The 20,382-nt window shown below is 71.8% G+C and carries 23 protein-coding genes; 13 read left to right on the top strand and 10 right to left on the bottom strand.

Annotation, left to right across the window (positions count from 1 at the left end; translation table 11 throughout):
- Window positions 1–6 precede the first annotated feature (6 nt).
- Window positions 7–1,263, top strand: coding sequence for a hypothetical protein (locus EAT51_RS05515; RefSeq protein ID WP_130514864.1), 1,257 nt, complete (start codon window positions 7–9; stop codon window positions 1,261–1,263).
- Here EAT51_RS05515 and EAT51_RS05510 read toward each other — a convergent pair.
- The 5 genes from EAT51_RS05510 to EAT51_RS05490 form a co-directional block, all read right to left on the bottom strand.
- On the bottom strand, window positions 1,260–1,853 hold the full coding sequence (locus EAT51_RS05510; RefSeq protein WP_130514862.1) for a hypothetical protein: 594 nt from the start codon (window positions 1,851–1,853) through the stop codon (window positions 1,260–1,262). The two genes, EAT51_RS05515 and EAT51_RS05510, sit on opposite strands and share 4 nt — an antisense overlap.
- Window positions 1,850–2,464 (bottom strand): hypothetical protein, encoded by a 615-nt coding sequence (locus tag EAT51_RS05505; RefSeq protein WP_130514860.1) that lies wholly within the window; start codon window positions 2,462–2,464, stop codon window positions 1,850–1,852. The genes EAT51_RS05510 and EAT51_RS05505 overlap by 4 nt, the downstream gene beginning before the upstream one ends.
- A complete protein-coding gene (locus EAT51_RS05500; protein WP_130514858.1) occupies window positions 2,461–3,084 on the bottom strand; it encodes a hypothetical protein in 624 nt (207 codons plus the stop codon). Before EAT51_RS05500 ends, EAT51_RS05505 begins: the two co-directional genes overlap by 4 nt.
- A 56-nt stretch (window positions 3,085–3,140) precedes the next feature.
- Complete coding sequence (locus tag EAT51_RS05495) at window positions 3,141–3,803, bottom strand: hypothetical protein (protein WP_130514856.1); 663 nt, start codon at window positions 3,801–3,803, stop codon at window positions 3,141–3,143.
- Between the two features lie 193 nt (window positions 3,804–3,996).
- Entirely contained in the window at window positions 3,997–4,203 is a 207-nt protein-coding gene (locus EAT51_RS05490; RefSeq protein WP_130561378.1) for a YdcH family protein, read from the bottom strand.
- 116 nt (window positions 4,204–4,319) lie between these two features.
- Here EAT51_RS05490 and ttcA point away from each other — a divergent pair, with 116 nt between their 5' ends.
- From ttcA to EAT51_RS05460, 6 genes are all read left to right on the top strand, one after another.
- On the top strand, window positions 4,320–5,228 hold the full coding sequence (gene ttcA / locus EAT51_RS05485) for a tRNA 2-thiocytidine(32) synthetase TtcA (protein ID WP_130514852.1): 909 nt from the start codon (window positions 4,320–4,322) through the stop codon (window positions 5,226–5,228).
- The gene (locus EAT51_RS05480; RefSeq protein ID WP_130514850.1) at window positions 5,228–5,920 is read left to right on the top strand and encodes a hypothetical protein; all 693 of its coding nucleotides are present in this window, start codon (window positions 5,228–5,230) and stop codon (window positions 5,918–5,920) included. Before ttcA ends, EAT51_RS05480 begins: the two co-directional genes overlap by 1 nt.
- Window positions 5,921–6,055: 135 nt before the next feature.
- Window positions 6,056–6,955, top strand: coding sequence for a recombination-associated protein RdgC (locus EAT51_RS05475; protein WP_130514848.1), 900 nt, complete (start codon window positions 6,056–6,058; stop codon window positions 6,953–6,955).
- 55 nt (window positions 6,956–7,010) lie between these two features.
- A complete protein-coding gene (locus EAT51_RS05470) occupies window positions 7,011–7,793 on the top strand; it encodes a M48 family metallopeptidase (RefSeq protein ID WP_130514846.1) in 783 nt (260 codons plus the stop codon).
- Between the two features lie 273 nt (window positions 7,794–8,066).
- On the top strand, window positions 8,067–8,894 hold the full coding sequence (locus EAT51_RS05465) for an AraC family transcriptional regulator (RefSeq protein ID WP_130514844.1): 828 nt from the start codon (window positions 8,067–8,069) through the stop codon (window positions 8,892–8,894).
- A 16-nt stretch (window positions 8,895–8,910) separates the two neighbouring features.
- A complete protein-coding gene (locus EAT51_RS05460) occupies window positions 8,911–10,002 on the top strand; it encodes an alpha/beta hydrolase family protein (RefSeq protein ID WP_130514842.1) in 1,092 nt (363 codons plus the stop codon).
- Between the two features lie 285 nt (window positions 10,003–10,287).
- Here EAT51_RS05460 and EAT51_RS05455 read toward each other — a convergent pair whose 3' ends face one another.
- Window positions 10,288–11,145, bottom strand: a complete 858-nt coding sequence (locus EAT51_RS05455; RefSeq protein WP_130514840.1) for an alpha/beta fold hydrolase — start codon at window positions 11,143–11,145, stop codon at window positions 10,288–10,290.
- Window positions 11,142–12,134, bottom strand: coding sequence for a ferrochelatase (hemH, locus tag EAT51_RS05450; protein WP_130516137.1), 993 nt, complete (start codon window positions 12,132–12,134; stop codon window positions 11,142–11,144). Before hemH ends, EAT51_RS05455 begins: the two co-directional genes overlap by 4 nt.
- A 165-nt stretch (window positions 12,135–12,299) precedes the next feature.
- On the opposite strand from hemH, the gene EAT51_RS05445 reads away from it, so the two are divergent.
- The 4 genes from EAT51_RS05445 (at window position 12,300) to tatC (ending at window position 14,809) form a co-directional block, all read left to right on the top strand.
- Window positions 12,300–13,211, top strand: coding sequence for a lipid-binding SYLF domain-containing protein (locus tag EAT51_RS05445; protein WP_130514839.1), 912 nt, complete (start codon window positions 12,300–12,302; stop codon window positions 13,209–13,211).
- A gap of 106 nt (window positions 13,212–13,317) precedes the next feature.
- Window positions 13,318–13,554, top strand: coding sequence for a Sec-independent protein translocase subunit TatA (tatA, locus tag EAT51_RS05440; protein WP_130514837.1), 237 nt, complete (start codon window positions 13,318–13,320; stop codon window positions 13,552–13,554).
- A 63-nt stretch (window positions 13,555–13,617) separates the two neighbouring features.
- Complete coding sequence (tatB, locus tag EAT51_RS20395; RefSeq protein ID WP_130514833.1) at window positions 13,618–14,064, top strand: Sec-independent protein translocase protein TatB; 447 nt, start codon at window positions 13,618–13,620, stop codon at window positions 14,062–14,064.
- Window positions 14,045–14,809 (top strand): twin-arginine translocase subunit TatC, encoded by a 765-nt coding sequence (tatC, locus tag EAT51_RS05430; protein WP_130514831.1) that lies wholly within the window; start codon window positions 14,045–14,047, stop codon window positions 14,807–14,809. The genes tatB and tatC overlap by 20 nt, the downstream gene beginning before the upstream one ends.
- A 386-nt stretch (window positions 14,810–15,195) precedes the next feature.
- Here the strand turns inward: tatC and EAT51_RS05425 are convergent, their stop codons facing one another.
- From EAT51_RS05425 to EAT51_RS05415, 3 genes are all read right to left on the bottom strand, one after another.
- Window positions 15,196–16,083, bottom strand: coding sequence for a BPSS1780 family membrane protein (locus tag EAT51_RS05425; protein WP_130514829.1), 888 nt, complete (start codon window positions 16,081–16,083; stop codon window positions 15,196–15,198).
- Between the two features lie 62 nt (window positions 16,084–16,145).
- Window positions 16,146–16,871: a glutamine amidotransferase gene (locus EAT51_RS05420; RefSeq protein WP_130514827.1), complete on the bottom strand. Its 726-nt coding sequence runs from the start codon at window positions 16,869–16,871 to the stop codon at window positions 16,146–16,148.
- Entirely contained in the window at window positions 16,868–18,676 is a 1,809-nt protein-coding gene (locus tag EAT51_RS05415) for a GspE/PulE family protein (protein ID WP_130514825.1), read from the bottom strand. The genes EAT51_RS05420 and EAT51_RS05415 overlap by 4 nt, the downstream gene beginning before the upstream one ends.
- 92 nt (window positions 18,677–18,768) lie before the next feature.
- On the opposite strand from EAT51_RS05415, the gene glyQ reads away from it, so the two are divergent.
- Both glyQ and EAT51_RS05405 read left to right on the top strand, forming a co-directional pair.
- Complete coding sequence (gene glyQ / locus EAT51_RS05410; protein WP_130514823.1) at window positions 18,769–19,698, top strand: glycine--tRNA ligase subunit alpha; 930 nt, start codon at window positions 18,769–18,771, stop codon at window positions 19,696–19,698.
- Window positions 19,695–20,327: a glutathione S-transferase family protein gene (locus tag EAT51_RS05405; RefSeq protein WP_130514821.1), complete on the top strand. Its 633-nt coding sequence runs from the start codon at window positions 19,695–19,697 to the stop codon at window positions 20,325–20,327. Before glyQ ends, EAT51_RS05405 begins: the two co-directional genes overlap by 4 nt.
- The last annotated feature ends 55 nt before the right edge of the window (window positions 20,328–20,382 follow it).

Genomic DNA, 20,382 nt, shown 5'->3' with positions numbered 1-20,382 from the left:
CGCACGATGTCCCAGCCCGCCGCAAGCTCCGAGATCGCCGACGACCGCGGGCCGGCCTGGCTGGAGGTGCCACGCCTGGCCGGACGCCTGCTGGTACAACACTGGCCGGCGCTGCTGTTCTGGTTCTTCGCCATGCGCGTGTGCTACGACGCGCTGATGCAGCTGGCGGTGCGGCTGGGCGGCTATAGCGCGCTGCTGTCCTTCGCCGCGCTGTCGCTGCTGATCGTCACCCAGCTGGCCGGCACGATCATGATGTTCCAGTCGCTGCGGCCCTCGCTGCCGATGCTGGCCGGCGGCGCGACCACGCCGCAGCTGGACCCGGCGCGCGCGCACTGGAGCGGCGCGCTGGCGGTGGCGCTGCTGCCGTTCTTCGCCTACTACGCCGGCTGGGGCCTGCTGGAGAACCTGCGCCGCGACTTCCGCACCGGCTATGTGGTCAGCGTGTGGGACAAGGAGGACCTGGCCAACGTCCTGCATCTGAAGGGCATCTGGATCGCGCTGGCCATCGCCTGGCTGCTGCGCTGGGCGGCCAAGCGCCGCGCCGCCGCCGGCGAGGGCTGGGGCTGGAAACTGCTGGTGACCGTGTGCGAGGCGTACTGGGTGTTCGTCGGCGTGGCAGCCATCGGCAAGCTGCACGGGCTGGCCATGGACTGGTGGCACGAACGGGCGGTCTATGTGGCGGCCACGCGCTGGTGGGAGAGCCCGGCCTCGCTGTTCGCGCTGCTGCCGCCGGCCCGGCGCCTGCTGGACCCGCTGTGGGACGTGGCGACCACGGCCGCCGGGGCGGTGGTGTTGCCGCTGATCTGGCTGGCGATCACCGCGCTGATCTACGGCATCGACCTGAAGAAGGCCCAGCGCCTGGATCAGGCCGACACCCGGCTGGAACAGCTGGTGCAGCGCTACCGCGGGCTGCACTTCGGCCTGCGCATGCTGGTGGACAAGGTCAGCGAGGGCTGGACCAGCAAGGGCGTGCCGGTGGTCAACAGCCTGCGCCTGGTGCTGCGCGCGGGCCTGCCGGCGCTGCTGACCCTGTGCGTGGGCTGGCAGCTGCTGGCCTGGGTCGACTCCTGGGCCTGGCACTGGATGCGGCAGCTGATCGGGCCGCAGTCGCCGGACGTGCAGCAGGTGCAGGGCCAGCTGTACGCGGTGTTCCTGACCACGCCGCTGTCGTTCCGCACCTCGCTGCTGACCGACGTGCTGCGCACCGTGCTGCTAGCGGCCACCTTCGACCGCGCCATCGCACGGCTGCCGGCCGCGCGCTAGAGCGGCACGTCCAGGTAACGGCCGGAGACACCGGCCCGCGGACTCAGCTCGATCCGCGCATGCAGGCCGTGCACCTCCTGCCCGCGCGGCAGCACGAAGGCGTGCTGGAACAGCAGCGGCTGACCGGGCGCGATGGTCACCCGGTTGCTGTTCGCGTCCAGGCCGCTCCCGCAGCCGGTCGGCAGGCGTGGCCCGGCCAGCCGCGGCAGGGCGTTCGGGCCAGCCTCCCAGCGCCGCCCGGCCGCATCGGTGACCGCGCCACGACAGGTCTCGAACAGCGTCACATCGGCGCCGGGCGCGCGCACGACCTCGTAGCGCAGCAGCAGGACCACCGCATCCTGGCGCAGCCAGCCGCGCAGGCGGCGGTCGCCCGGTTCCACCACCTCGGCCGCCAGCAGCCGCCAGCGCGCCCCGCCGAAGCTCGCCCATTGGCCGGGCGCCGCGCGCACCGGGATGTCCGGATGCAGGGTCAGCGCTTCCTGGCGCGCCTGCCGGTAGGGCAGCCACAGCGCCAAGGCACCCAGCACCAGCGCGCCGGCCAGCCAGCCGGCGTTGCGCCGCCACCATCCGGTCGTGACCGTTGTCTTCATTGGCGCAGATCCAGGACGGGCTTGGCCTCTTCGAGCATGCTCCGCGCGCGCGCCGCGTCCAGGCCGAGGTCGACATCGACCAGGCTGTCGCCGCCCACGGGCAGGCTGGTGCCCCAGAACAGCTGCAGGTGCGCGCCCTGCAGCTGATCCGGCGGCAGTTCGAAGAACCAGGCGCCGACCTCCTGCAGGCCCGGGGCCAGCTCGCGCCCGGAGAGGTTGAACGCCGGCAGGCGCGGACGCTCGGCGCCGGAGGCGACATAGACCCGACCGCTGCGGGTGCGCAGCTGGGCGTTGAGCATGCCCTGGGTCTGGGTGGCCTCGACCTTGGCCAGGACCGACAGCCAGATGCCCGGCGTGCGCAGGGTCAGCGCCTCATCGCCCGGATAGGGGCCGTTGAGCAGGTAGGCATGGACGACCTTGAGCGCGCCGACCTCGACCCGGAAGTTGCGCCCCACCGCATCGCTCGCCGGCGCCGGCTGCAGCAGCGGCGCATCGCGCTGCTCGTAGCTGGACTGGTGCTTGCGCAGGACCACGATCGCCACCAGCGCCAGCGCGATCCACAGCAGCGGGCGCCAGCGCAGGCGCGGCAGCGACCACGGCCCGGCGTTCATGGCGCCACCACCCGATCGCGCAGGTCGCGCAAGGGCAGCTGCATCAAGGCCTTCGGCGCACCCTGCATCCAGCCGCCCTCGTCGTTGAGATAGGCCTTGGCCACGTAGTCGCGGGCGAACAGGCCGAACAGCGGCTGCGCGGGCACGGTCGCGCCGGCCGGCAGCGGCCACACCAGCTCCACCCGCTGGGGCAGGCGCGGCTGCAGGGCGGTCAAGATGCTGTGGTCGTCGGCGCGCTTGAGCAGCTCGGGGCGGGTGGGCTCGCCGTGCGCATCGACCAGCACCACGTCCTCGCGCAGGAAGCCGTAGCCGTTGAAGCTGCGCTCGGTGAGGTTCTCGACGTCGGCCTCCAGCACCAGGTACAGCGCCTGGGGATCGGCCGGATCGACCCGTCCGCCCGGCGGGTAGTGCGCCAGCCAGGCCTGGCGCGGGGTCACCGCCATCGCCCCGCTGCGCAGCGTCTTGTCCGGGCCGCTGCGCGGCAGCGGATGCGCCTTGCCCGAGGCGTCGCGGAAGCCCCCGAGGACGAAGGTGAGCACCAGGGCCAGCAAGGCCACCGCGGCGGCGGCCTGCCACCAGGGGTTGCGTGCCTTGTCGATGAGTTCCTGCTTTCCAACCACATCCAGCGCTCCGTCGGCGCCGGCACCTTAGCATCGTGCCCGCGCGGCGGCGACGCTCAGACCAGCACGGGGAAGGTCTGCTCCAGCCAGGCGCGCGCGGACAGGCCCAGCTGCGGATGCTGGACCAGATCCACCAGCGGCGAGCCGCAGGTAATGAAGGTGCTGGCGTCCTCGCAGACCAGCGCCATGCGCAGCACGCCGGTATCGCCGGGCAGGATCGCCGGCGGCAGGTATTCGCGGAAGCCGTAGAAGGCAAACAGCGCATGCAGCGCCGGCTCGCAGGCGATCAGGCCGAAGCGCACGTCCGAATCGCGCACCAGCCGATAGCTCTCGCGCAGCAGCGCATCGATGACCTGGCGGGTGCGGAAATCGGCCAGCACCTGCAGGCGCGAGCCGACCACGATGTGCTCCGGCGCCCAGATGCCGCTGAAGCGGTCCAGCTGCAGCAGCGTGCCCAGCTCGCGCCGCAGCTGCGGGGTATCAGTCGCATGCACGCGCACCGCCGCGACCATGGCCTCGCCGGCGAATACCGCCACGACGGTGGCACTGGCCTCCAGGGCGTCGTCGGGCTCGGGCTCACGGCCCTGTTCGGCCGCCAGGCGCCGGCGCATCGCCCGCAGCGGCGCCCCGGCCTGGCCGGGCCCGAGCCGCACCACGCGCAGCCCTGCCCCGGTCGGGGGGAGGGCGATGGCGGAAGCGGCGGAGCCGATCGGAGACATGGGCGGACACACAACACCAAGCGCCCGGACGAGTCAGGGCCGTAACCCACTGTGAAGCAAGCATCGGGCCAATTCCCGCCAAAACCCGGTGAGCACACGCAACTGCGCGCCGATGCGGGGTTTTCCCGCCGGCCTGCGGGGCACGTGCGGGACCGCACCAGTGACGGTGGCGGTCACAAGCCGCCGCTGCGGCTCAAGCCGGTTCGTCGGGGATCAGCGCGCTTTCCAGGCGGGTGATGCAGTCCTTCAGCCACAGCTTGCGCTTCTTCAGGCGCTTGATGGTCAGCTCGTCGGCGTGCAGCTCGGCGATGCTGCGGCTGATATGGTCGTCCAGATCGCGGTGCTCCCGCCGCAGCGCGGCAAGCCGGTTGACCGTATCGCTGGTGAGCTCCTGGTGCACGGCCCAAGCATACGCGGAAGACCGCAACGGGCGGTGCGCACCGGCCCGCCCGGCACCGCCCGGCGCGCGCCGGCCCGGGCAGGGACCGCGGCGGCCGGCTAGAATGCCCAACCCCCATGTCCACGCCCCTGCCCCTGCAGCTGATCGACAGCGCGCCGCCGGCCACGCCGGCCAGCGCCGATGCGCGCGCGCGCCGCGAGCAGACTAAGCTGGCCAAGCGCCTGCGCCGCGTAGTCGGCCAGGCCATCGCCGACTACGCGATGATCGAGGCCGGCGACAAGGTGATGGTGTGCCTGTCCGGCGGCAAGGACAGCTACACCCTGCTGGACATCCTGCTGCAGCTGCAGCGCAAGGCGCCGGTGCCCTTCGAGCTGGTCGCGGTCAACCTGGACCAGAAGCAGCCGGGCTTCCCGGAGCACGTGCTTCCGGCCTACCTGAAAGACCTGGGTGTGCCCTTCCACATCATCGAGCAGGACACCTACTCGGTGGTCACGCGCGTGGTGCCCGAGGGCAAGACCTTGTGCTCGCTATGCTCGCGCATGCGCCGCGGCGCGCTCTACGCCTACGCGGCCGAGCACGGCTTCACCAAGATCGCCCTGGGCCACCACCGCGACGACATGGTGGCCACCTTCTTCATGAACCTGTTCCACCACGCCAAGCTCTCCGGCATGCCGCCCAAGCTGCTGTCCGACGATGGCCGCCACGTGGTGATCCGCCCGCTGGCCTATGTGCGCGAGGCCGACATCGTCGACTACGCGCAACGCCGGGCGTTCCCGATCATTCCCTGCAACCTGTGCGGCAGCCAGGAGAACCTGCAGCGCCGCCAGGTTGGCAACATGCTCAAGGCCTGGGAGAAGGAACACCCCGGCCGGATCGAGCAGATCGCCCGCGCGATGGGCGATATCCGGCCCTCGCAGCTGGCCGATGCCAAGCTGTTCGACTTCGCCGCCCTGGGCCATGCTGAGGGCGCCGTGCAGCCCGATGCCCACGCCTGGCTGCGCGGCGAGACGCCCGGGCTGGACTGATGGCGGTGCGTGGGCTGAACAACGCATCGCGGCCGCTGGTCGCGCTGTCGGCGTTGGCCGTGCTGGCCGGCTGCGCGCGCGCCGGCGCCGATGCGCCCGTGGCCGCGCCCGAGACCTCCACGCCGACCCCGACCCTGGCCGCGCCGGCGGCGAGCGCGCGCCAGGCGGCCCAGCGCCAGGCCAAGATCGAGCAGGCCCTGGCCGGCCAGCAGTATCTGGACGATCCGGCCGGGCAATGGGCGATCAGCGCCACGGCCAGCTCGACCTATGCCACCGCCCTGGCCGGCCACGACGGGCGCTGGACGCCCGAGGCGGCCACCGGCGCGCCCGACGCCGAAAGCGTGCGCTACCCCGAGAAGGGCTGGGCGCCCGAACAGGCGACCGGCAAGCGCCGCGCGCCGGAATGGCTGGAGCTGCGCTACGACACCGCCGTGTCGGCCAGCGCGGTGCGCGTGCGCCAGGTCGGCCTGCCCGGCCGCCTGCGCCGGATCGAACTGATCGATCAGACCGGCGCGCGCCACGTGGTCTGGAACGGCCCGGACCGCAGCCCGCGCGACGCCCAGCAGATCACCTGGTTCCAGGCGCGCTTCGCGCCCACGCCCTACCAGACCCGCGCGGTGCGCCTGACCGTGACGCCCGGCGCGCCGACCGGTTCGATCGACGCGGTGCAGCTGGTCGGCGCCCATCCCTGAAGGATCTTTTCGGCACTGCCGCCGCGCCGACGTGTCAAGGCTGTCGGCGCGGTCCGCAGCGGTGATAATCCCCGATCCCTTTCGCCGCGCTGTCCGCCGCTTCCAGCGCGCCGCGCGCCCCATCCGGTCCCCTGCATGTTCTTTCGCAATCTCACCCTGTTCCGCTTCCCCACCTCGCTGGATTTCTCCGAACTCGACGCCCAGGTCGCCCAGGCCCCGCTCAAGCCGGTCGGCCCGCTGGAAATGAACTCGCGCGGCTTCATCAATCCCTTCGGGCGCTCCGAGGACGTCGCCACCCACCGCGCCGACGACGCGATCTGGGTCAGCGTCGGCGGCGAGGACAAGCTGCTGCCCGGCGCGGTGGTCAACGACCTGCTGGCACGCAAGCTGGACGAGATCGAGGCCAAGGAGGGGCGCCGCCCCGGCGGCAAGACCCGCAAGCGGCTCAAGGACGACCTGCTGCACGAGCTGCTGCCGCGCGCCTTCGTCAAACCCTCGCGCACCGATGCGCTGATCGATGCGCGCTCGGGCTTCATCGCCGTGGACGCGTCCTCGCGCAAGAGCGCCGAGAACGTGGTGTCCGAGCTGCGCGGGGTGATGGGCAGCTTCCCGGCCATGCCGATCAACGCCGAGATCGCGCCGCGCTCGATCCTCACCGGCTGGATCGCCGGCGAGCCCCTGCCCGAAGGCCTGAGCCTGGGCGAGGAATGCGAGATGAAGGACCCCATCGACGGCGGCGCGGTGGTGAAGTGCCAGAAGCAGGAACTGCGCAGCGAGGAAGTCGACAAGCACCTGGAGGCCGGCAAGCAGGTCACCAAGCTGGCGCTCAACCTCGACGACCACGTGTCCTTCGTCCTGGGCGAGGACCTGATCATCCGCAAGCTCAAGTTCCTCGATGGCGCGGTCGATCAGCTGGACGACAACATCGACGACCTGCGCGCCGAGCTGGACGCGCGCTTCGCGCTGATGAGCGCCGAGGTGCGGCGCCTGTTCTTCATCCTGGAAGGCGCGCTGAAGTTCAGCAAGGTGGAGTAGCGCCGCTGCGCGCGGGCGGTCGAATACCCGTCACGCGCGTCCGTACAATGCCCCCATGCTGCTGCGCCGGCTCATCGCCAAACCCACCCGCACCGTCGAGCGCGACACCGTGCTGTACCCGGCGGCCGACGGCGGCGCCCCGCTGCAGATCCAGCGCGTGCGCGATCCGCGCGCCCGCCGCATCCGCCTCAGCGTGGACGAACGCGGCGCGCGCCTGACCCTGCCGCTGCGCGCCAGCCTCATCGCCGGCGATCGCTTCCTCGACCTGCATCGCGACTGGCTCTACGAGCAGCTGGCCCGCAGCGTGCAGGCCTGCGAGGTGCAGCCGCTGCAGCCGGGCCAGAGCATGCACCTGCCGCTGCGCGGCGCGCTGATCCCGCTGCACTGGCAGCCCGGCCGCTACGCGCGCCTGGAGCTGCGCGAGGACGGCCTGCACGTGCAATGGCCGGCGCGCGGCTCGCAGGCCACCCTGGCGCGCGCGCTGCGCGAGTTCTACGAGGCCCAGGCGCGCGGCGACGTGGCCCGCTGGATGCCGCGCCACCTGCCCGGCCTGCCGCGCGCGCCGACGCGGCTGCGGCTGAAGATCATGTCCTCGCAGTGGGGCTCGCTGAGCCCGGACGGCACGATGGCGCTGGACCTGTCGCTGGTGCTGGCCCGGCCGAGCGCGTTCGAGTACGTGCTGGTCCACGAGCTGTGCCACCTGGCCCAGGCCAACCACTCGCAGGCGTTCTGGGACGAGGTCGAACGCCGCTTCCCCGACTGGCGCGCCGAACGCGCCTACTTCCACCAGGAAGGCCGCGGCCTCAAGGCGCAGCTGCGCGCCTTGCTGCAGCCCTGAAGCAACAGGCACCCGTGGGTGGAGCCGGCTGTGGCTGGGTGGGAGCAACTGTCTCCTCGAATCTCGCAGCGGTCTGCCTGTAGAGCGGAGCTTGCCTTGGGGACTCCGCTGCTCTTCGTTCGGTTCGTGGGGTAAGGCCTCAGCGGAGCAAGCTCCGCTCTACAGGTGGGAGGCAATCGCAGGGCGGGTGCGGCCCCGGCCGACCGCAAGAACGATCAAACCGGCTCCGAGCCGCCTCGCTAAGCTGCCCGCACTCGCAAGGGACGGGGACCGATGGTCGCGGCGGAAAAAGCACTCTGGTACATCGAAAGCCACTACACCGAAGCGCTCTCGCTGGAAACCATCGCCTCGGTCGCCGGCGTGTCGCCCTTCCACCTGGCGCGACTGTTCCAGGCGATGACCGGCTGCTCGGTGGTGCGCTACCTGCGCGCGCGGCGACTCAGCGAAGCCGCGCGCCAGCTCGCCGGTGGCGCGCCGGACATCCTGGCCATCGCGCTGGCGTCGGGCTATGGCTCGCACGAGGCCTTCACCCGGGCCTTCAGCGAGCAGTTCGGCCTGGCGCCGGCCGCGCTGCGCGCACGCGGCACGCTCGAAGGCCTCGACCTGGTCGAGCCCTGGCGCACCGCGGAAGGCCCCGCCGAGCTGCCCGAGACGCCGCGCGTCGTCCACGCCCCCGACTGGCGCATCGTCGGCATCGCCCGGCGCTACGTCGGTGGCACCACGCAGGGCATCCCCTCGCAGTGGCAGGCGCTGTATACCCATCCGTTTGCCCAGCCGCCGTCGGGCACCGCCTTCGGCGTGTTCTGCAACGGCGCGCCCGACGGCAGCTTCGACTATCTGGCCGGGTTCGAGCGCCGCGATGCGCGCGATCCGAGAGCCGGCCTCACGCGCCTGACGCTGCCCGCGCGCCGCTACGCGGTCGCGCTGCACCGTGGGCACATCTCGGCGATCCGCCGCACCTGGCGGGTGTTCGTCGGCGACTGGCTCCCGCGCTCCGGCTTGCCCGTGGCCGAGGCCCCGGATTTCGAGAAGTACAGCGACGACTTCGACACGCGCACCGGCATCGGCGATGTCGAGCTGTGGATGCCCCTGACCGACTGATCCGCAGGACACCTCGATGACCTTGCTTCGTTTGACCTCCCTGATCGTGCTGACGGCAAGCCTGGCCCTCGGTGCGCGCGCCACGGCCGGCACCGCAGGCGAGTCCCATCGCCTGGCCCACGTGCCCAGCGCGGCCCTGCGCAATGCCGACCACCGCGATGACGTCCGGGTCACCGTGTGGTATCCGGCAGTGCCCGATGCGGCGGAAACACCGGTGCAGATCGGACCGCCGGGCGCGCCGCTGTTCGAATCCGGGCGTGCGGCCAGTGATGCGCCTGTGGCGCCGGGACGCTTTCCGATCGTCCTGTTCTCGCATGGCAATGGCGGCTCGGCACGCATGATGGCGTGGTTCGGCACGGCGTTGGCGCGCGCCGGCTATGTCGTGATCGCGGTGGATCATCCCGGCAACAACGGCGTGGATGCGATGACGGTGGCCGGCAGCATTCTGGTCTGGGAGCGCGCCGATGACCTACGCGCCGCGCTGGCGCTGGTGCGGCGCGATCCCGTGCTCGGCCCGCACCTGGACACGCGCCACATGGGCGTGGCCGGCTTCTCGCTGGGCGGCTTCACCGCCCTGCTCGCCCTGGGCGCGCGCGCCGACCTGGGCCGGCTCATCGCGCGCTGCCATGCCGATCCGCAGGAGGCCGCCTGCCTGCCGCAGGCCGAAGCGCCCGAGCTGACCCTGGCCGCGCGGGAGGCGGCGCTGAAGCGCGCGCCCCTGGCCGCGGAAGCGGCGCGCTCGGGCGATGACCATGCGATCAGCGGTCTGCAGACCGCCTTCCTGATGGCACCGGGCGCCGCGCTGCTGCTGGCGCCGGACAGCCTGACCTCGCTGGATCGCCCCGTGGCGATCGTGGGCGGCGAGGCCGATACCGTCGCACCGCTCGCCAGCGATGGCCGCTGGCTGGCGGAGCAGCTGCCGCAGGCCACGCTGACCACGCTTCCGCGAGTGGGGCACTACGACTTCCTCGGGCGCTGCACGCGTGCGGGCGTGGCGCGCATTGCCCTGTGCCAGCACCTGGCCGCACCGCAGGAGGCCACGCATGCCACCGCGATCCGGCAGGCCATCGCCTTCTTCGATGCCCGTTTGAAAGTCGAGCGCCCTTAGTCGCGCCGAGGGTCGGGTGGCGCCTGCCGGGGCCTGGCCGAGGAGTCTGCGCGTGGCCGGGGGGAGCAACTGTCTCCTCAAATCTCGCCACGGTCCGCTGTAGAGCGGAGCTTGTGGCAATCCCCTCTTGGGGACTCCGCTGCTCTTCGTTCAGTTCGTGGGAAAGGCCCCAGCGGAGCAAGCTCCGCTCTACAGGCGGGAGCCGCCGCATTGGCCTGTTGGGCCAATGCGGCGATGAAGCTTTACCGGGAGAGCCTCATCGCCGCCATGGCGGCTCCCACAGGGTTAGTCGTTGCTGCCGAGGGCGTTGTCGATCAGGGCGGCCACGGCGGCGGGGTCGTCCATGTGCACATGGTGGTGGCCGGGCAGCACGAAGGTCTGGCCGTGGCGCAGGCGCGCGGCGCGCTGGCTGCGGATCGGCTCGGGGAAGTAGGGCTGGGCGGGCGTGGCCAGGATCACCCGCGTCGGGCAGTCGATCGATTCGACGATGGCATCGACCTGGGCATGCGTGGCGCGATACAGCGAGGGCAGCATCAGGCGCGGATCGCTGCTCCAGACCCAGCCGGCGTCGACCGCGCGCACGCCGCGCTCGACCAGCAGGGTCGCGCTGGCCTGGCTCAGTCCGTTGGCCTGCATGCGCGCGCGCACCGGCGCCTCCAGCGATGCGAACACGCGCAGCGGCCGTCGCGCGGGCTGGCGCGCCCGCTCGATGGCATCGCGCAGGCGGCTGCCGGCCTCGGCCGCATCCTCGGCCAGTCCGCCCAGCGCCTCGATGCAGACCAGCGCGCGCACGCGCCGTGGACACGCCGCGGCGATCAGGCTGGAGATCCCCGCCCCCATCGAATGCCCGAGCAGCGCGAAGCGCGCCCAGCCCAGCGCATCTGCCGCGTCGAGCACGGCGTTGATCGCCACGAACGGCGAATACTCCACGCCCGGCGGCAGGTGCGGACTGTGGCCATGGCCGGGCAGGTCCAGCGCCAGCACGTCCAGCGGCTGCGGCAGGTGCTCGAACAACGGCAGCCAGCTGGCCGCGTTGTCCAGCCAGCCGTGCAGGGCGATGACCTTGGGCCCGTGCGGATCGCCGCCGCGCAGCGCGGCCAGCGCGCCGACCTGGGTCGGCACCGTGACCGGGTGCAGGCTCATACCCGCATCGGCCCGAACTGGCGCTCCAGCATCGCCACCAGCGCGCGCGCATGGGCGGGCGCGTCGTTGAGACAGGGGATGTAGCGCAGCGTGCCGCCGGCATGGGCGAAGCCCTCAGCGAACTGCATGCCCACTTCCTCCAGCGTCTCCAAGCAATCCACGGCGAAGCCCGGGCAGACCACGTCGACCTGGGTCACTCCGCGCGCGGCCAGGGCGGCCAGTTCGGTATCGGTGGCCGGTTCCAGCCAGCGTTCGCGGCCGAAGCGCGACTGATAGGTCAGCGTCCACTCCCCCTCGCCCAGGCCCAGCGCCTGGGCAATCAGCGCGGCGCTGCGCTCGCAGCGCTGCGGATAGGGATCGCCGTTGTTGGCCACGCGCTGGGGCAGGCCGTGGAAGGAGAACAGCAGATGCGCGCCGGCGCCGTGGCGCGCGCGCCAGTGCGCGATCGACTCGGCCACCGTGGCGATCCAGTCCGGATCGTCCGAATAGTCCTCGACCCACTGCAGCCGTGCGTCCGGCGCGGCCGGATTCACCGCGCGCGCCACGTCCTGCATCGAGGCGGTGGTGGTGGTCGAGTACTGCGGATACAGCGGCAGCATCCGCACCAGCCCGCCTTCGTCCCGGGCCTGCTGCAGCAGCGCGCGCAGCGAGGGCTCGCCGTAGCGCATGGCCGGCACGACGCGCCAGTGCGGCAGCAGGGCCTGCACCTGCGCGGCCAGGCCGGTGGTGTACACCGCCAGCGGCGAGCCGCCTTCCAGCCAGACCTTGGCGTACTTCTCGGCCGACTTGGGTCCGCGCAGCGGCAGGATCACCCCGCGCAGCAGCGGCTGCCACAGCAGGCGCGGAATGGCGACCACGCGCGGATCGCTGAGGAACTCGGCCAGATAGCGGCGCACCGCCGGCGCGGTCGGCGCGGTCGGCGTGCCCAGATTGGCCAGCACCAGGGTGCCGGCGATGGCGGAGGACGAGGAGGAAGCGGCCTGGCCCATGGCCGTGGCGAGGGGGGCGTCGGACATGGGCGGCATGATGACAGATGCCGCGCGGGCTCATGGCCGATTCACTCGCCGCTCACTAGGCTCGCGGCGTTGCATGGCGGCCGATGGCATCGTCGGCGCGCGCTGCGTTGTCCTGCCACTTCCCCCGGAGCCTCCCGCATGCCCCTGTCCCGTTTCGCGCCGCGCCGCCTCGCCCGCCTGGGCGTGCTGCTGCTGGCCAGCCTCGCCGCCACGCAGGCCTTCGCCGGCACCGAACAGGACGACCGCGCCGTCAACGCCACGCGCGTGCTGACCGACATCCAGCGCATCCCCGAGGAGTCCATCCCCGACAAGCTGCTGGACGAGGGCAAGGCGATCATCGTCATCCCCGATTCGCTCAAGGTCGGCCTGCTGTTCGGCGGGCGCAGCGGCCACGGCCTGATGTCGGTGAAGAATCCCGACGGCACCTGGTCGCAGCCGGTGTTCGTCAAGCTCACCGGCGGCAGCGTGGGCTTCCAGGCCGGCGTGCAGTCCTCGGACATCGTGCTGGTGTTCCGCAACGACCGCTCGCTCAACAACATCGTCAACGGCAAGGTGACCCTGGGCGCCGACGCCGGCGTGGCCGCCGGCCCGGTCGGGCGCAACGCCTCGGCCGCCACCGACGGCCAGCTCAAGGCCGAGATCTGGTCCTGGTCGCGCGCCCGTGGCCTGTTCGCCGGCATCGCGCTGGACGGGGCCGTGCTGTCCATCGACGACGATGCCAACGTGGCCGCCTACGGGCCGGGCGCCACGCCGCGCGCGATCTTCGAGGGGCGCACCGCTCATCCCTCCGCGCAGGTGGTGGGTTTCCGCGACGAGCTGGAGGAAGCCACCGCCGCCGCCCGCGCCGCGCGGGGCGGCGACGCGCGCCCGGTGGTGACCACCGGCACGCCCAGCGCACCGCCGGCCGCGCCGGCCTATCCCGAGGCGCAGACCGCGCCGATCGGCGCCGGCCAGCCGGCCCAGCCGCAGCCCGCGCAGCCGCAGCCGGCCCCGCAGCAGGGCTTCCAGCCGGTGGGCGAAGGTGAAATCCGCACCGAACAGCTGAACTGAACGCACGGGACCGGCACGCGGCACCGCGCTTGCGGTCGCCGCGGTCAGCGCAAGCGCGCGCGGCGTAGGCTATCCTGACTGTCCACTTCTACCCGGCGGGTCCGACATGGGCGGTTTGAGCATCTGGCACTGGATCATCGTGTTGGCCATCGTGCTGCTGGTGTTCGGCACCAAGCGGCTGACCAGCGGGGCCAAGGACCTGGGCAGCGCGGTGAAGGAATTCAAGAAGGGCATGCGCGACGACGAGGACAAGCCGGTCGCGCGCCTGTCCGACGAGGCGCGTGGCGCCGACGAGGCCGCCGCCAAGGAGCGCGAGCGCGAACGCAGCGGCGACGCCCGCTGATCGCAGGCGTGGTCGTGCTGGCTCCCTGCCCGCGCCGGCCCGGCGGACGCTGAGGGCCGCGTCATGTTCGAGATCGGCTTTCCCGAACTCATCGTCATCGCCGTGGTCGCCCTGGTGGTGCTCGGCCCCGAGCGCCTGCCCAAGGCGGCCCGCTTCGCCGGGCTGTGGGTGCGCCGGGCGCGCAACCAGTGGGACTCGGTCAAGCAGGAGCTGGAGCGCGAGCTGGCCGCCGAGGAGCTCAAGCGCAATCTGCACGAGGCCCAGGAGGCCCTGCGCCGCACCGAGGAACAGGCCCGCCGCGGCGGCGCCCAGGCGCAGCAGCAGTTCGACGAGCTGCGCACCGCAGTGAAGGACACCGGCACCGAGCACGACGCCGCGGCGAACGCCGACACCGCCGCCGACGTGGCCGCCGCGTCCGCGCCGCATGCGCCCGTGGAATCCACCGCCGCCGAGTCCACCGCCGCCGAACCCGCCGCATCCGAGCCAGGCCATGAACGCCCCCGTGCCTGATCGCTCCGAGCACGAGGCCGAAAGCAGCCTGATGGAGCACCTGCTCGAGCTGCGCACGCGGCTGATCCGGGGCCTGGCCGGCGTGGCGCTGGTGCTGGTGATCGCCATGCCCTTCGCCAAGCGCATCTTCGAGCACCTGGCGCGCCCCCTGCTCTCGCAGCTGCCGGTCGAGCAGGCCGCCAAGATGATCGCCGCCGACCCGACCTCGGGCTTCTTCGCGCCGATCAAGCTGGCCTTCTACCTGGCCCTGTTCGTGTCCTCGCCGTGGCTGATCTACCAGGCCTGGTGCTTCGTGGCGCCGGGCCTGTACCGGCACGAGAAGCGCCTGGCGGTGCCGCTGCTGGTGTCCTCGATCGCGCTGTTCTTCGCCGGCTGCGCCTTCGCCTACTTCGCCGTGCTGCCGGCGGTGTTCCATGCGCTGACGCTGTTCACGCCCGACGTGGTGACCCTGGCGCCGGACCCGGCCAAGTACCTGGACTTCGTGGTGGTGATCTTCCTGGCCTTCGGCCTGAGCTTCGAGCTGCCGGTGGCGATGGTGATCGTGGTGGCGGTGGGGCTGGTCACCCCACAGCAGCTCAAGGAATCGCGCGGCTACGCCATCGTCGGCGTCTTCATCATCGCGGCGATCATCACCCCGCCCGATGTGGTCTCCCAGCTGATGCTGGCCCTGCCGATGTGCCTGCTCTACGAGCTCGGCATCCTGGCCTGCCGCTGGGTCCTGCCCCGCAAGGCCGCACAAGCCTGAAGCTCGCGCTCAGCGGGCTCTAGCTCTTTGTGGGTAGAGCGGAGCTTGCTCCGCTGCGCTTCGTCGGTTTGTGGGGAAGGCTCCAGCGGAGCAAGCTCCGCTCTACAGGAGACGGTTGCTCCCACATGGGTCGCACCCGGCCGATGACCCCGCTGAGGATGGATCAGGACTTCTTGCGCGCCGAAGCCGCTTAGCGCAACGCCTGCGGCAGCGGTCCGGCGGGCGGTGGCCGCGCCTAGCGAGGCAGGAGGCCGAGCGCCCGAATCAGGGCAGGATGCCCTGATTGAGGGACAAGCGGCCACCGCCCGCCGGACCGCTGCCCCTCCGAAGCCAAGAACCCCCACGCACCGCGGTCCCTCGATCGAGAGAAAACCGCTTCGACCAAATCAGGCCGCGAAGGTCGAAGGCGGCGGCAGCGGTTCGGTCGGCGCGACGGCGCCAGGCTGGCCCAGCAGCTGGCTCCAGGCGCTGGTCACGCAGCCGGCCAGCAGCGGCAGCATCACCCCCATCAGCAGCACATTGGTCAGCAGGATGCCCAGCAGCTGGCCGGCGACCATGGCCACGGCCAGGCCCAGCAGTTGCACCACGATCAGCAGCGGCACCAGCACGATCACCAGCAGCAGGTAGAACACCACCACCGCCGGCAGATTGTGCAGACAGGCGCGCAGGCTGTTGAACATCGCCTCCATGCCACGGCGCTGGCCGAACAGCACGTCCGGCACCGCCACGAACACCAGCAGGCTGGCCACCAGCCCGCCGGCGATCAGCAGCAGCAGCCACAGCAGCAGGCGCCCGGCCGGCAGCTGCGCCACCATGGCCGGATCGGGCTCGCCGCCGCTGGCGGCCTGCTGCTCGAGATGGCCGATGACCTCCTGCAGCTTCTGCACGCCCTCGGTGCCCAGCAGCGCCATCAGCAGCAGGCCGGCGGCGATGGCCAGCAGCACCTGCGGCAGCAGCGTGGCCACCAGGCTGGAGATGCGGCCGGAGCGGAACCCGCCGAACAGGTCGCCCGGCACCACCGGCTGCGCGCCGGCCACCTTGCGCGCCGCGCCGACCATGCCGGCGAACAGCACCGGCGAGGCCAGCCCCAGCAGCAGCTGCAGGAACAGCCCCGGCACCGTGGCCAGCGCCATGACCTGGGCCACCAGCAGCGACAGCAGCGCCCACAGCGCGCCCAGCGCCCCCAGCTGCAGCGGCGCGCGCTTGAGCGCGGCCAGCCCGTCCAGCAGCCATTGCGCGCCGGCGCTCGCGGGCACCTTGTTGATCATCGACATCGAGACACTTCCGAATGAACGCAGGGGGGAGGACAGGAAAGGCCCGGCGCGCCTGGCCGGGGTCAGCGGGCGCGGGCCTGGCGCGCGTGGCGCACGAACCGCCGCAACAGTGTGCGCGCCTGCGGCGCGGCCGTCACCTCGCGGTGGATGCGCACCGGGCACTGGCCGGTGCTGCGCAGGTGCTCGGCGCGGGCGACCACGTAGCCGCGCATGTGGTGGGTGGCGAACTCGGGGTGGAACTGCACGCCCCAGGCGCGCTCGCCCCAGCGGAAGGCCTGGCAGCCGTCGCGCTGCGAACGCGCCAGCACCGTGGCCCCTTCCGGCGCGCGCAGCACCGTCTGCACATGGCTGGTGTGGGCCATGAAGCCCTCGGGCAGGTGCGCGAACAGCGGGTCCTGCGCGGCCGGCGGATGCAGGTCGATGCGCACCGTGCCCGATTCGCGCCCGGCCGGGTTGTAGGCCACCTCGCCGCCCAGCGCGTGGGCCAGCAGCTGGTGGCCGTAGCAGATGCCCAGCAGCGGCTGGCCCTCGTGCGCGGCCTGGCGCAGCCAGCCGGCGGCGCGCTCGCTCCAGTCGGCGCGGTCGGTGACCATGGCCGAGGAGCCGGAGACGATGATCCCGGCGAAGTCGCCATGCGCGGGCAGCGCGTCGCCGCGCTCGACATTGGCCACCACCGCCTCGTCGGCCTCCAGGCCGGCGGCGACGCGGATCCAGTGGGAGAACCCGCCGTGGCGCTTGAGACTGCGCAGCGGCTGGCCGGTTTCGACGATCAGGAAGGGCGGGTTCATTCCCGAGGGGGCAGGACGGAGACGACTTCCTCGATTGTCGTCAGACCGCGCGCCACCATGTCAAGGCCTGCGTCGCGCAGCGTGCGCATGCCCTGGATGCGCGCGGCGCGGGTGAAGGCGGCCAGGTCCATGTCGGCGCGGATCATCGCCCGCAGCTGCGGGGTCAGCGGCATCAGCTCGTACAGGCCCACGCGGCCCATGTAGCCGGTGCGGCGGCATTCCAGGCAGCCGACCGGGGCGTTGGGCGCGGCGTCCTCGGGCACCTGGCGGCCGGTCTCCAGCAGCGCGTCCCAGGCATGGGCCGGCAGCGTGGTGGGCTGGCGGCAGTGCGGGCACAGGGTGCGCACCAGGCGCTGGGCCAGCACGCCGCTCAGGGTCGAGGCGACCAGGTAGTGGGCCACGCCCAGGTCCAGCAGGCGGGTGATGGCCGAGGGCGCGTCGTTGGTATGCAGGGTGGACAGCACCAGGTGGCCGGTCAGCGAGGCCTGCACCGCCATCTGCGCGGTCTCCAGGTCGCGGATCTCGCCGATCATGATGATGTCCGGGTCCTGGCGCAGCAGGGTGCGCACGCCGGAGGCGAAGTCCAGGTCGATGTTGTTCTGGACCTGCATTTGGTTGAACTCGGGCGAGATCATCTCGATGGGGTCTTCGACCGTGCACACGTTGACGTCGGCGGTGGCCAGCTTGCGCAGCGTCGAATACAGCGTGGTGGTCTTGCCCGAGCCGGTCGGACCGGTCACCAGCACGATGCCGTGCGGCGCCTCGACCAGCGCGTTCCAGCCGGCGGCCTCGGTCGGGCTGAAGCCCAGCTCGGCGATCGGCTTGAACGCGGTGTCCGGGTCGAAGATGCGCATCACGCACTTCTCGCCGAAGGCGGTGGGCATGGTCGACAAGCGCATCTCCACCTCGCGCCCGCCGGGCGAGCGGGTCTTGATGCGGCCGTCCTGCGGGCGGCGGCGTTCGGCCAGGTCCATGCGGCCGAGCACCTTGATGCGCGAGACCACCGCGGTCATCACCGGCGGCGGCAGCTCGAACACCTTGTGCAGCACCCCGTCGATGCGGAAGCGGATGCGGCCCAGCTCGCGGCGCGGCTCCAGATGGATGTCCGAGGCGCGCTGCTCGTAGGCGTACTGCAGCATCCAGTCGACGATCTGCACCACGTGGTGATCGTCGGCGCCGACCTCGCCGCTCTGGCCCAGGTCGACCAGCTGCTCGAAGCTGGGCATGGACGCGTTCTGCTCGCGATCGCGCTGGTCCTTGGCGCCGCGCACCGAGCGCGTCACGCCGAAGAACTCCATCGTGTAGCGGTGCAGGTCCAGCGGATTGACCAGCGCCAGCTCGATGTGGCGCCGGGTCAGGTGGGTCAGGTCGGGCTTCCAGCTCAGGTCCAGCGGCTCGCTGGTGGCCATCAGCACGCGGTCGTGCTCGACCGCCAGCGGCAGGATGCGGTGGCGGCGGGCGTAGGCCTGGCTGACCACGGCGGTGACGCTGGCCACGTCCACCCGGGTCGGGTCGATGCGCAGGTAGCGCACCTCCACGCGGCGGGCCAGCCATTCGGTCAGGCGCTCCAGGCTCAGCTCGCCCCCGGCGGCCGCGGCCAGCTTGAGGTTGGCCAGCAGCACCAGCGGGTGCACCTCGCTGGCGCTGCGCGCGCCGGCGGCGGACATCTGGATGCGGCCGCGGTCGGCCTCGGCGACCAGGCCGTCGGCCAGCACCGCGCGGGCGACCTGGGCGAAGTCCAGCCGGCCCGACCCGAGCACCGTGGACTCCGGCGAGAAATCGGCCCTGCGCTGGGTCTGTTCCATTGCGGCATCGGCCCCCTGGCCGTGTCCATGCGGCCAGAAGCGGTCGCATCACGCCCGTATACTAGCCCACCCCTTTTTCCGCCCTTCGCCGCATGACTGTCACGACGGCCACACCCATCACCTTCCAGGGCCTGATCCAGACCCTCAACCAGTTCTGGGCAGCCCAAGGCTGCGTGCTGATCCAGCCGCTGGACCTGGAAGTCGGCGCGGGCACCTTCCACCCGGCCACCTTCCTGCGCGCGCTCGGCCCCGAGCCGTGGAACGCGGCCTACGTACAGCCCTCGCGCCGCCCCACCGACGGCCGCTACGGCGAGAACCCCAACCGCCTGCAGCGCTACTACCAGTACCAGGTGGCGATGAAGCCCAACCCGGACAACCTGCAGCAGCTGTATCTGGATTCGCTCGAGGCGCTGGGCATCGACCCGCTGGTGCACGACCTACGCTTCGTCGAGGACAACTGGGAATCGCCCACGCTCGGTGCCTGGGGCCTGGGCTGGGAAGTGTGGTTGAACGGCATGGAAGTCACCCAGTTCACCTACTTCCAGCAGGCCGGCGGCCTGGAATGCCGCCCGGTGCTGGGCGAGATCACCTACGGGCTCGAGCGTCTGTGCATGTACTTGCAGGACTGCGACAACGTCTACGACCTGGTGTGGACCTACGGCCCGGACGGCACGCCGGTGACCTATGGCGATGTCTACCACCAGAACGAGGTCGAGCAGAGCGCGTACAACTTCGAGCATGCCGACGTGGCCGAGCTGTTCCACCGCTTCGACGCCTGCGAGCGCGAGGCGGTCAAGCTGGTCGAGGCCGGCCTGCCGCTGCCCGCCTACGAGCAGGTGACCAAGGCCAGCCACAGCTTCAACCTGCTCGACGCGCGCCGCGCCATCAGCGTGACCGAGCGCCAGCGCTACATCCTGCGCGTGCGCGCCCTGGCCCAGGCCGTGGCCAAGGCGTACTACGCGCAGCGCGAGAAGCTCGGCTTCCCGGGGCTCAAGCGCGCCGCGCACGAGGCGGCGGCATGATCTTGATCGGCATGTTCGACTCGCCGTTCGTGCGCCGCGTGGCGGTGAGCATGGACGTGCTGGGCATGCCCTTCGAGCATCGCGACTGGTCGGTGGGCCGCGACTTCGACCGCATCCGCGCCTACAGCCCGCTCGGCCGCGTCCCGGTGCTGGTGCTGGACGACGGCGAGGCGCTGACCGAATCGGCGGTGATCCTGGACTACCTCGACGAGGTCGCCGGGCCGCAGCGCGCCCTGCTGCCCGCGCACGGCCCGGCACGCCGCCAGGCCCAGCGCCTGATGGGCTTTGCCACCGGCGCGGTCGAGAAGGCGCTGCACCAGGTGATGGAGCGCGTGTTCCGCCCCGCGGACAAGCGCCACGCGCCGTGGGTCGAGCGCTGCAATGCGCAGATGCGCGGCGCCCTGGCGGTGCTGGAGCAAGCCTGTGTCGAGGCCGGCGAGCGCGAATGGCTCATCGGCAACGCGATGAGCCAGGCCGACATCACCCTGGCCTGCTGCACGACCTATGCGCGCGACGCGGTCCCGCACGATCTGGCCGACACGCCGGCGCTGGCCGCACGCGTGGCGCGCTACGAAGCGCTGCCGGTGTTCGCCAAGCGCTACGTCCCGTTCTTCGCGCCGACCACCTGACGGCGCTCGACGATCTTCCCGATGCACCTCGCTCGCCCAGCCGAGCGGACTCTTC

The organism is Pseudoxanthomonas winnipegensis (assembly GCF_004283755.1).
Classification (GTDB): Bacteria; Pseudomonadota; Gammaproteobacteria; order Xanthomonadales; family Xanthomonadaceae; genus Pseudoxanthomonas_A; species Pseudoxanthomonas_A winnipegensis.
Note: the sequence above shows the minus strand (reverse complement) of the source record. Positions and strands in the feature narration are given on the sequence as shown.